General features: G+C 36.6%; 10 protein-coding genes. 8 read left to right on the forward strand and 2 right to left on the reverse strand.

What is annotated here, in order from left to right; translation table 11 throughout:
- Positions 1-4 precede the first annotated feature (4 nt).
- The 3 genes from ABJH90_RS12210 to ABJH90_RS12220 all read left to right on the forward strand — a co-directional run bounded on the left by ABJH90_RS12210 (position 5) and on the right by ABJH90_RS12220 (position 2,421).
- Positions 5-820, forward strand: coding sequence for a purine-nucleoside phosphorylase (locus ABJH90_RS12210; protein ID WP_348141662.1), 816 nt, complete (start codon positions 5-7; stop codon positions 818-820).
- Positions 821-974: 154 nt separating this feature from the next.
- Positions 975-1,727: a DUF547 domain-containing protein gene (locus ABJH90_RS12215; RefSeq protein WP_348141661.1), complete on the forward strand. Its 753-nt coding sequence runs from the start codon at positions 975-977 to the stop codon at positions 1,725-1,727.
- On the forward strand, positions 1,714-2,421 hold the full coding sequence (locus ABJH90_RS12220) for a TIGR04283 family arsenosugar biosynthesis glycosyltransferase (RefSeq protein WP_348141660.1): 708 nt from the start codon (positions 1,714-1,716) through the stop codon (positions 2,419-2,421). The genes ABJH90_RS12215 and ABJH90_RS12220 overlap by 14 nt, the downstream gene beginning before the upstream one ends.
- Positions 2,422-2,445: 24 nt before the next feature.
- Here ABJH90_RS12220 and ABJH90_RS12225 read toward each other — a convergent pair whose 3' ends face one another.
- Together ABJH90_RS12225 and ABJH90_RS12230 are read right to left on the reverse strand one after the other, a co-directional pair.
- Positions 2,446-3,486, reverse strand: a complete 1,041-nt coding sequence (locus ABJH90_RS12225; protein WP_348141659.1) for an N-acetylmuramoyl-L-alanine amidase — start codon at positions 3,484-3,486, stop codon at positions 2,446-2,448.
- An 87-nt stretch (positions 3,487-3,573) separates the two neighbouring features.
- Complete coding sequence (locus ABJH90_RS12230; protein WP_348141658.1) at positions 3,574-4,575, reverse strand: glycoside hydrolase; 1,002 nt, start codon at positions 4,573-4,575, stop codon at positions 3,574-3,576.
- A 116-nt stretch (positions 4,576-4,691) separates the two neighbouring features.
- On the opposite strand from ABJH90_RS12230, the gene ABJH90_RS12235 reads away from it, so the two are divergent.
- The 5 genes from ABJH90_RS12235 (at position 4,692) to ABJH90_RS12255 (ending at position 11,590) form a co-directional block, all read left to right on the forward strand.
- Complete coding sequence (locus ABJH90_RS12235; protein ID WP_348141657.1) at positions 4,692-6,038, forward strand: FAD-dependent oxidoreductase; 1,347 nt, start codon at positions 4,692-4,694, stop codon at positions 6,036-6,038.
- A gap of 54 nt (positions 6,039-6,092) precedes the next feature.
- Positions 6,093-7,676 carry a 4Fe-4S dicluster domain-containing protein gene (locus ABJH90_RS12240; protein WP_348141656.1) on the forward strand — a complete coding sequence of 528 codons (1,584 nt, stop codon included), beginning with the start codon at positions 6,093-6,095 and terminating at the stop codon, positions 7,674-7,676.
- A gap of 240 nt (positions 7,677-7,916) precedes the next feature.
- Positions 7,917-8,606 carry a glycosyltransferase family 2 protein gene (locus ABJH90_RS12245; RefSeq protein ID WP_348141655.1) on the forward strand — a complete coding sequence of 230 codons (690 nt, stop codon included), beginning with the start codon at positions 7,917-7,919 and terminating at the stop codon, positions 8,604-8,606.
- A gap of 1 nt (position 8,607) precedes the next feature.
- Positions 8,608-10,092: a cellulose synthase family protein gene (locus tag ABJH90_RS12250; RefSeq protein WP_348141654.1), complete on the forward strand. Its 1,485-nt coding sequence runs from the start codon at positions 8,608-8,610 to the stop codon at positions 10,090-10,092.
- Between the two features lie 136 nt (positions 10,093-10,228).
- Positions 10,229-11,590, forward strand: a complete 1,362-nt coding sequence (locus ABJH90_RS12255; RefSeq protein WP_348141653.1) for a mannosyltransferase — start codon at positions 10,229-10,231, stop codon at positions 11,588-11,590.
- The last annotated feature ends 139 nt before the right edge of the window (positions 11,591-11,729 follow it).

An 11,729-nucleotide genomic window follows, 5' to 3' on the forward strand; every position in this document is an offset into this window, starting at 1 on the left:
GTCTATGACCAAAAAACAACTGGAAGAATCATCTCTCTACCTAAAAGATAAAGGCTTTGAAAGTCCTGAAATAGGGATTGTACTTGGCACAGGGCTTGGCAGACTGGTGGACCATATAGAATCTAGTATTGTAGCCCATTACCATAATATTCCTTTTTTCCCTTTGGCCACCGTTGAATTTCATAGTGGTAAGCTTATTTATGGAATACTCGAAAACAAAAAAGTAGTGGTCATGCAGGGTCGTTTTCATGTTTACGAGGGTTATGAGTTTGATGATGTTACCTATCCCATTCGGGTAATGAGCGAACTGGGAATAAAAAAGTTGTTTATCTCTAACGCAGCAGGGGCAATTAACCTCAACTATAAAAAGGGTGATATCATGCTTATAGAAGATCATATCAATCTGCAAGGTGGATCCCCCTTGGCATTTAAAAATGTGGCTGATTTTGGGGTTCGTTTTGTTGATATGAGCCAGCCTTATGATATAGAGATGTGTTCAAAAATTAAAGGAATTGCGGTCCGTGAAAGTATTACATTACACAGTGGTGTATATGCTTCTGTCGTTGGGCCTCAATTGGAAACAAAGGCAGAATATCGGATGTTAAAAACTATAGGGGCAGATGCCGTTGGTATGAGTACGGTACCCGAAGTAATTGTAGCCAACCATTTAAATCTCCCTGTCGTCGCCGTGTCGGTACTTACTGATGAATGCGATCCAGACAATCTGAAACCCGTCCATATTAAAGAAATAATCAGAATTGCCGGGGAAACCGAACCTAAAATGATAAAATTATTTATGGAACTGATAAGGGAATTATGAGTAATACTGGTATCACATTAAATGGCAATAGTCCAGTTACCAAAATTAAGTATGCCTCTTTTGTCAATTGGAATCGTGAATTTCAATTCATAAACTAATCAGGATAAAATGTAAGGTTTAAACTGTTAATTCAACTAAAATTCTAAAATACCTAATGCTCCAAATAAACTTGCTTCTTTTATTCGTTTTTTTACAACCCATCCCCACAGTCAAGGATGCAACAGTATTATCATCAATTTCCATGGAACAAATATGCGGGGATGTAATCCACAAAAGCTGGGATACAATGCTAAAAAATTTTGTTGACGATAAGGGAAATGTGGACTATCAAGGTTTTATGAAGGAATCAGAAACTTTAAACCTTTACTTAGAGCAATTGGGAAGTAATACGGCAAATGAAAACTGGTCCAGAGAAAAAAAACTGGCATACTATATTAATTTTTACAATGCAGCCACAGTTAAACTAATTTTGGATAATTATCCTTTGGCCAGCATAAAGGACATAAACAAACCCTGGGATAAAGCGTGGATCAGATATGGCGGTGAGTTAATTTCATTAGGAGAAATAGAGCATAAGATCCTAAGAAAAATGAATGAACCTCGAATTCATTTTGCCATTAACTGTGCTTCATATTCATGCCCGAAATTACTTAACGAAGCCTATACGGAAGGAAAGCTGGATAATCAATTGGATAAGGCTACGAAAGACTTTGTAAATGACCCCGGCCGAAATATTATATCTGAAAATAAAGTGGAGTTATCCAGAATCTTTAAATGGTATAATAAGGATTTTGAAAATAACGGTTCCCTAGTAGTTTATTTGAACCAATATTTAAAATCATCCATTAATCCTGATGTGAAAATTGAATATCTTAAATACAATTGGAGTTTAAATGAAATTAAGTAACAAACCTACTATAAGTATTATTATTCCTGTTCTGAATGAAGAGCGCTATATAGTTAAGCTTATAGACTATATTATGAAAAACGTGAGTTCTTCCAATATAAAAGAGATTCTTGTGGTAGATGGCGGAAGTACAGATGGTACCATAAAAGCTGCTATGAAATTTGATGCTGTTGTGCTACGGTCTGAAAAAGGTCGTGCAAAACAAATGAATTATGGAGCCAAACATGCCTTAGGCGAAATTCTGTACTTTCTTCACGTAGATACTTTTCCTCCAAAAAATTTTGACAAGATTATCATAAATGCTATTCAAAAAGGTGATGAAGCCGGATGTTTTAGGATGAAATTTGATAGCAATAGCCGGTTTTTGAGATTCTTTTCCTGGTTTAGCAGAATAAATCATAATATATGCAGGGGTGGAGATCAATCCCTTTTTATCACCAAAGCATTGTTCCATAATTCGGGGGGCTATGATGAAAGCTACATAATATATGAGGATAATGAATTCACAAGCCGGCTCTATGAGCTCACTAATTTTAAGATCCTGCCAGATAATGTGCAAACCTCTGCTCGTAAATATGAACAAATTGGTAAGTTAAAACTGCAATTCCACTTTGGAATAATACATCTTAAGAATTATTTCGGGGCAGATCCCGAACAGCTATACCACTATTATAAAAGAAAAATTTCTACCTAATTTATTCTGTGGATTTGTAAACAATTATTTCGTCTCGTAGTCAAGGATTACCCCTTCTGAAATCCATTTTGCCAAAGCCTGTCTATTGTCGTAATCCAATATCCGGCGTTGGTCTTTTTTATTGCGAATATTCCCAATTTCTATAAATGTCATTGCCGGCAAAGTTTTCCTGACCAGGTAGAGATTACTCCGGTCTTCAAAAGTTCCCGAATAACTACGGTTGGGTTGGTATTTCTTATATTTCTTTTTAAAAGTATTGTGAATACTTTCAGCAAGTTTTTTACCATTACTACTTTTCTCGTGGTGATAGAAAAAAACGTCAATGTTTTGTCCTTTACTACGGCTATCGACATGAGTAACCACAAGGCGTTGATGTTTACCTTTATGTTTCAGATATAATTTATTCACGGCATTGACGCGTTGATCAAGCCTGTCTTTTTGATCTAAAGGAATGGTCTGGTCAGGTAAGACTAACTCATCCTTATCCATTTCCAGAATTCGCTCATCGCGAATACCATCATCCGGATCACGTACAATAACATAAACCTGTGCCCCATGAGAAAGTAGTTCTCTTGCCAGCCTCAGGGTCACATCGTAAGCATATTCATCTTCCGAAATAGATTTCCCTGCGTATTGGGTCATAGCTCCGGGATCAGGACCACCATGTCCTGAAATCAAATAATATACCGTGCCTTTTAAACGCTCGCTTTTACTGGTAACCCCGGCATATTTCTCACCAAAAATATCATAGGTTATACCCTTTTCAGAATTTTTTATTTCAGCAACTTTAGTTTCTTCTTTAACGACTTCCAGACTATCTCCTGTTGTTTTGGGAATAACATAGACCATTCCTTCGTATAAATGCAGACTATCCCTGAGTCTTGGAAGGTTAAGAACAATAAAATCATCATAAGTGATATAAGGGTCAACTCCTTGCTTGCGAAGCAATGAGTAAATCCCATCCCCTTTTTCAGCAACAACTGTTTTCAGCGAATCCTGTGCTACCAAAGTTAATAGTGGTAACCATAGGAGTATTAAAAGTGGTTTTATAAAATTATGAGGCACAATAATCAATTTTTACAAAGATTATCAAAAATGTTGCCAAATTGCAAGTAGATCAGAATACAAAAAAATGGAACAGAAAAAAGACGATCAATTAGTTTGATAAAACAATTTAATAATCTCTTCCGCAGGTTTATTTTGAGGAGTGAATCTGTTATCCATTCCACCACCGGCTTTTTCGTGATTAAGAAACCACTTCCACACAAAACCTCCTGCAAACCATTCTTCCCGCCAAAACTCTTCAAAAATAGCTTTCTTGGCATTTACTTGAGCCTCCAGGTTAACACCTTCCTCATTTCGATCAACAAGCCATGGTTTTTTAGCGGTATAATCCATACTTCTATATCCAAATTCTGTAAAAAGTACTGGACGGGAGGTTTTTTTTGAAAGAGCAGCAATATTATCTTTCCAGGGTTTCCAACCTGCCTTTAACTGCTCTACCGATGGGGTTTTTGCATCAGATAAGGGAAAATAAGCATCTATACCAATATAGTCAAGGGATTCCCAAAAGGGCGTTCGTTTGTATTCATCCCAGTTTGAAGCATAGGTTAACTTACCTTTATAGATCTTTCGGATTTTTACAATTAGATCTTCCCAATACTTTGGCCTGTTTTTTACAAATTGCTCCAGTTCTGTGCCAATACAAAGAATTTCAGCTTTAGTATCCTGGGCTAATTTGGCATAAGTAAGCATAAATTTATCATAAGATACCTCCAGAATCTTCCAGTCTTCTTCTGTTTCCATCTTTAGGCCTCCGGTAAATTCGCCATGCCATATCCAGATTTGGGGCTTTACCATCACCTTAACTTTGTTTGCCCGCAACAGCTCAATGTACTGCTTGGCACCACCCTGGGTTTCTCCATACCATTGACGGTCTGTATCAAATATTATTTCCGGACTTGAAATATCTCTTATAAAACCAAATGGCATAACAGCTGCATGATCCGCATGAATATTCAGGAAAGCATCTACATGCTCCTGGACGGCCTTATCCCTGGAAGCAACAAAACTTATTCCATTAATCTTATTCACCGGTTGACTGGTACAAGACAATTGAAGAAAGAGCAACAGTAAAAACCCGAATCTCTTCATAATTGATTTAAAAGGATATTTACAAAAATAAGGTAATAAATCTTGATGTAAAATTGAAGTGGGCGTTAAGTAATTATCCTTATATTCGACATAATGCCTATCAACCCCTAAACCAAATGGAAAATATTGTAATTATTGGAAATGGAGTAGCTGGTGTAACAGCAGCAAGACATATCCGTAAAAACTCGAATAAGAGAATTATAATAATTTCTGCTGAAACTGATCATTTCTTTTCCAGAACAGCATTGATGTATGTTTATATGGGTCATATGAAGTTTGACCATATAAAGCCTTATGAAGACTGGTTTTGGGAGAAAAACAGGATTGAACTCCTACGAGGCTACGTCAGTAAGGTAGATCATCAGAAAAAAGAACTACAGATTGAGGACGCCCGAATATTAAAATACGATAAGTTAATTCTGGCTACCGGGTCAAAACCCAATAAATTTGGCTGGCCAGGACAGGATCTGCACGGAGTACAGGGTTTGTATTCCAAACAAGATCTCGATTTATTAGAAATCAATGCCCCCAATAGAGAAGTTTGCAAACGCGCTGTTATTGTTGGAGGTGGATTAATTGGAATTGAATTGGCTGAAATGCTTCGAAGCAGAGATATTCCGGTCACCTTTCTAGTCCGCGAAAACAGTTTTTGGGACATCGTGCTCCCTGATGGGGAATCTAAGATGCTGAATGAGCACATTCTGGAACATCATATAGACCTCCGTCTGGAGACCAATTTAACCGAAATCCTGGCTGATGAAAGTGGCAGGGTAAAGGCGGTTATCACCGATAAAGGAGAAACTATTGAATGTCAAATGGTAGGATTAACCCCCGGTGTTTCGCCTAATGTGTCATTTTTAAACGACTCGGGGATTGAGTTGGGCAGGGGAATTAAAGTAAATCGATTTCTTGAAACTAACATCAAAGATATTTATGCTATTGGAGACTGTGCAGAACAAAATGAACCCATTGGTAATCGCCGGCCTATTGAAGCTGTTTGGTATACAGGCCGTATGATGGGAGAGACAGTTGCCCAGACTATTTGTGGAAACAGAACCAAATACAAGCCGGGACACTGGTTTAATTCCGCTAAATTTCTGGACATAGAATACCAAACTTATGGGTGGGTTTTTAGTACCAATGGCAGAAAGGAATATGAGGAACATTTTCATTGGAGAAATTCCACGGAAAAAATATGTCTGACTATTGCTTTTCATAAAGAAACCAGAAAATTTCTGGGAATAAATACATTTGGAATTCGGCTGCGCCATGAGATCTTCGATAAATGGCTAAATGAAGGGCGTGATGTTATGCATGTAATTAAATATCTTAAAGATGCCAATTTTGATCCCGAATTCTATGCAGCGTACGAAAATGAAATTGCAGATAAATTTAATTTAGAATATGGTTCGGATATAAAGCCCGAAAAGAAAAACTGGAAACGAATATTTGCAATCGGATGAGTTTTTTTACTCTGGAATGTAATCTTTAAACCCTTATTAAATCTGAAATAAAGAATGAGCACTTTGGATAAAAGTATGGCACTAACAGGACAACCGCCTGCCGCTTTGAGTAGATTTCAAAAATTAGCTGTAATACTCGGATTATCAGGTCTTTTTATAGTTCTGCTTGCTGGTTTTAATGTAGACTTTCCCAATAAAGGAATTTGGTTGATCATTTCCCTGGCGGCAATTTTTATCGGAGTATTTTGGTTTACAAAAGAGGCGTATGCTCAAAAACTGAAGGGCATAAAAAATGATGGGGTTTGGTTTAAATCAATATCTTCTAAAGGACTGTGGGCCTGGATAACCGGAATAACACTTACAGGATTCTATATAGTCCTTTACTTTTTCCCGGAATACCTCGGACTGGTAAAGAATGGTTCAAATACAGGTATAATTGCATTATTTGACCCGCTAAGCAGATTATTGAGTGGCAATCCGGCCAGTCAGTGGTTTGTATACGGATCACTATATACCGTGGCTATTCTAGCTTTTGGGATTAAATTTATTTGGAAATACAGGCATAATAGATACGAAATGATTCGTACCATAAGCGTTATGTTCTTTCAAACTGCTTTTGCATTTATCATTCCCGAAATAATGGCCAGATTAAATGGCAAGCTCCCTTATTATGATCTGAAGAATGTCTGGCCCTTAAACTATTATAATTTTGAAAGATACCGGATAAATGCATTTATAGATTCGGGAGATATTGGCATGGCTATGCTCATATTCGGCATATTATCCGTTTTTGTGATCTCCCCTTTTCTGACTTATATATACGGTAAACGTTGGTACTGTTCCTGGGTTTGTGGTTGTGGAGGATTGGCCGAAACAGCAGGGGATTCATTCAGACAGCTAAGCGATAAAAGATTATCAGCCTGGAAAGTAGAGCGCTGGGTAGTTCATAGTGTTGTGGTTTTTGTTACCCTAATGACTACAGCTGTAATTTATTCCTATCTGGGTAACGATACCAGCAAGTACTGGTTGACCAAAAATACTTTTCTAATTGGTGTAGCCCTGATACTGACCTTCGTTTTCGTTCTTGTTATGGTATTCAAAAGAGAACAATTTCAGAAAGATGCCCTTTATGGTGCAATTGGTTATTTCACGATAATTATGGCCCTAGTTGGTTTTCACTATTTCAGTGGAGATGGCAATGTATTCCTGTTTAAATCTGAAACTTTAAGGAAATCCTACGGATTTCTTATTGGTAGTATTTTTTCGGGGGTTATTGGCACAGGTTTCTATCCTATTTTCGGCAACAGGGTCTGGTGTCGTTTTGGTTGCCCAATGGCCGCAATTTTAGGTTTTCAACAACGTTTGTTTTCAAGATTCAGAATAACAACTAACGGCGGCCAATGTATTTCATGTGGGAATTGTTCTACTTATTGTGAAATGGGAATTGATGTTCGTGCTTATGCTCAGAAAGGTGAAAATATAGTGCGCTCTAGCTGCGTTGGTTGTGGTATTTGTTCTGCTGTCTGTCCGAGAGGAGTTTTGAAACTTGAGAATGGTCCCTTAAAAGGACGTATTGATGGTAATGAGGTCTTATTAGGCAATGACGTAGATTTAATGACTCTGGTAAACGAAAAATAAATATTACTTGATTTCAGTTGACTTTAATACGGCTCTAAATCTCATTTTTTCCATCTTTCATATTATCTGCGCTTATGGCGTTCTCCTTAATAAAATTGATTTAAAAAGAATTATTTCAGGTATCTATGGTGCCATAAATAGTGATATTTTTGCAGCGCACTAAAAAGTGTTTGGAGGCAATTAATGAAGAATTTTATAAAAAGTCTTAAACGTGGAGATTAACGAATCATTTTGCATAATATGACAGATATCCAGGTCATAATCCCGGCCTATAATGAAGCAAATTCCATTGCAAAGGTCATTCAGGAAATCCCGGCTATAGTTTCTGAAATAATTGTTGTAAACAATAACTCAACAGATGATACTGCAATAAACGCAACGAGAGCAGGAGCTACGGTATTAAATGAAACTAGAAAAGGCTATGGATATGCCTGCCTCTGCGGAATGGATTATATAGCCAGGAAGTCCAGGAAGCCCAATATTATCGTATTTATCGATGGAGACTATTCAGATTACCCGGAAGAGTTAACTAAAATTGTAAAACCTATTCTGGAGGAAAATGTGGATTTGGTGATTGGGGCAAGAACAAAGGCGTTAAGAGAGGATGGCTCTATGACCCCGCAGCAAATTTTTGGTAATAAATTGGCCACATTTTTAATGAAGTTATTTTTTGGGTCAACATTTACAGATTTAGGACCTTTCAGAGCAATTAAATACGAAAAGCTTTTAAAGCTGCAAATGGAGGACAAAACCTATGGGTGGACCATCGAAATGCAGCTAAAAACGCTTAAAAATAAAATGTCATATGTCGAAATACCAGTGCGTTACAAGAAAAGAATTGGCATATCTAAGGTGTCCGGTACATTAAAAGGTAGTATATTTGCGGGCGTTAAAATATTGGGTTGGATTTTTAAATACAGTTTAAAATAATATGGGACTAACAATTGCTTACATTATTATTGGGATTTACAGCACAGCCCTGTTACTGATCTTTTTTTACAGTCTGGCACAATTGAACCTATTGGTTAATTATTTAGGGAATAAGAAGATAAATGAGGTTGCCCCTAAATATAATTTACTGGATGCCAAAGAGATTCCCTTTGTAACTATTCAGTTACCTATATACAATGAAGAATACGTTGTAGAACGTTTACTGGAAAACATTTCCAAAATAGAATATCCTAAAAGCAAATTGGAAATTCAGGTATTGGACGATTCCACAGATAATTCGGTTGAAGAAACTGCAGCAAGAATTAAAGTCTTACAGGATACGGGATTAGATATACAACACATTCGAAGAGAAAACAGAGAAGGTTTTAAGGCCGGAGCTTTAAAAGAAGGGTTGAAAATTGCTAAAGGTGATTTCATAGCGATATTTGATGCAGATTTCCTTCCGGATTACGATTGGTTAAAGAAAACAGTTATTTATTTTAAAGATGAAGAAATAGGTGTTGTTCAAACCCGGTGGGGACATATCAATAGGGACTATTCTACACTCACAAAAATTCAGGCTTTTGCTCTCGATGCACATTTTACTCTTGAACAGGTTGGAAGAAATGCAAAAGGACACTTTATTAATTTTAATGGCACTGCAGGTATCTGGAGAAAAGATTGTATTCTGGACGCTGGAAACTGGGAAGGGGATACTTTAACTGAAGACCTGGACCTTAGTTACAGAGCGCAGTTAAAAAACTGGAAATTCAAATACCTTGAAGATGTCGAAACCCCGGCTGAACTTCCCGTTGTTATCAGCGCTGCAAGATCGCAGCAATTCAGATGGAATAAAGGTGGGGCAGAAAACTTTAGAAAAACCGTTTGGAGTGTTGTTACCGCTAAAAATATTTCATTCAAAACCAAATTTCATGGGGTAATGCACCTGTTAAACAGTTCCATGTTCCTCTGTGTTTTTATTGTGGCCTTGTTGAGTATTCCCATGCTATATATAAAGAACATGTATGGTCATTTAGGTTGGATATTTGAAGTAACCAGTTTTTTCATATTAAGTACAGTAATATTATTCATATGTTATTGGTTCACTTATAAAAGTATACAGGGAAGTAGTTTTGATAATTTTGTGGATTATATAAAACTTTTCTTTACATTTTTCTCGGTGGCACTGGGCTTCTCCTTGCACAATACAGTTGCCGTTCTCGAAGGCCATATGGGAAAAAGAAGTGAATTTGTACGCACACCAAAATTCAATATCAACAATCTTACAGACAGTTGGAAAGGCAATAAATACCTGGCTAAAAAGATATCTCCCAATATGATTCTTGAGTTCGGCCTGATGATCTATTTCCTTTTTGGAATGTACAGCGCTATCCCACTAAATGATTTTGGTTTGTTCCCATTTCATTTCATGTTGTTCCTCGGATTCGGTTTTGTTGCCCTTAAATCGCTAACAGCTAAAGCCTAACCGCGTATTAATTTGCTTATTTCTTAGCGTGACAGGAATTTTTTTAGATTTACTTGCTGGCACATTTGCAGGACTTATAATTACTTGAAAATTATCAATTTTTGTGTACTTTGTAGAGATCAAACTATAAAGACCAATGGCTTCAAGGATTTCCTCCTATTGGAATCTTCACAAATTTTCAATTCTCATGGTATTGGCAAGTCTATTGTTCTATACCAGCTTCGCATATGATCTCGTGCGAACAGATTTCATAAAGCTTATCAGCCTTTTCTTTGCCCTCTTTTTTCTTTGTTTTAAACTGATTCAATTTGAAAAGTGGAATTTCAACTTCCTTCTGATTTCCGGTATTCTTTTTCGTTTGATTTTTCTTTTGGTCGAACCAAACTTGTCACAGGATTTCTATAGATTTATCTGGGATGGTGAATTAGTCCTCTCCGGTATAAATCCTTATTTACAGACGCCTGATGCTATTATGGAAAATGGCGAGATACTTTTGGCAAATTCTCAGGAATTATACAATGGTATGGGCTCTTTAAGCGCCAGACATTTTAGCAATTATCCACCTTTAAATCAACTACTGTTTGCTTTTTCTGCCTTTTTGGGTGGGAAGAGCATTATGGGTTCTTTAATAGTCATGAGATCTATTATTATACTTGCCGATATAGGAATCTATTATTTTGGAAAGAAATTACTACGGCACTTAAACAGATCACCTCATCTTATTTTTTGGTATTTTTTAAATCCGCTGGTAATCATAGAACTTACCGGTAATCTGCATTTTGAAGGAGTAATGCTATTTTTCTTTATTTGGGGCTTGTGTTTCCTTTCGCTAAATAAGTGGTTGTTTGCAGCCATTGCATTTGCATGTTCCATTTCGGTGAAACTCGTGCCAATAATGTTCCTCCCTTTGTTTATAACCTATTATGGATTTAAGAAAAGTATTAAATTTTACATAGTACTGGGATTAATTATTTTAATAGGTGTTTCACCATTTTACGCATCAGAATTCATTAGCAATTACACCGATACCATTGGCTTGTGGTTTTCTAATTTTGAATTCAATGCCAGCATCTACAATATAATTAAACAGATAGCTATAAAATTTGACGTCAAGCCATGGGAGTTAATTAAAACCTATGGAAAAATAGTGCCCTATTTAATGATAGGTTTTGTGTTATTACTTACTTTTTTAAGGGATAACAAAAACTTATCAGTACTGATAAGTTCTATGTTCTGGGTGCTCATACTTTATTACTTCTTGTCCCCTACAGTGCATCCGTGGTATATAATTTTCCTCGTAGGCCTGTCCGTTTTTACGGATTACCGTTTCCCTCTGGCCTGGTCATTAGTGATCATTTTAAGTTATTCTGCCTACGAGAATCCTGAATTTAAAGAGAATCTTGGATTTCTATTTATTGAATATTTCACAGTATTTGGATTTATGGTTTACGAAATAATTAAATTGAAAGGTCAAAAATTGCTAATTCGTAAAAATTAGTGTGCAAATTATGATAGTTCAATTTAATTTGTACATTTGATCTGCAATGAAAAAATGCACAAACATATCTTTACCTCTTTGGAATTCTGTTCCAGTACGCTCCTTTGTACGTCCACGCCCGTAGGGGTGTATTTCTTTC

Origin of the sequence: Eudoraea sp., from assembly GCF_039969275.1 — a bacterium.
In the GTDB taxonomy this organism is placed as follows: Bacteria; Bacteroidota; Bacteroidia; order Flavobacteriales; family Flavobacteriaceae; genus Eudoraea.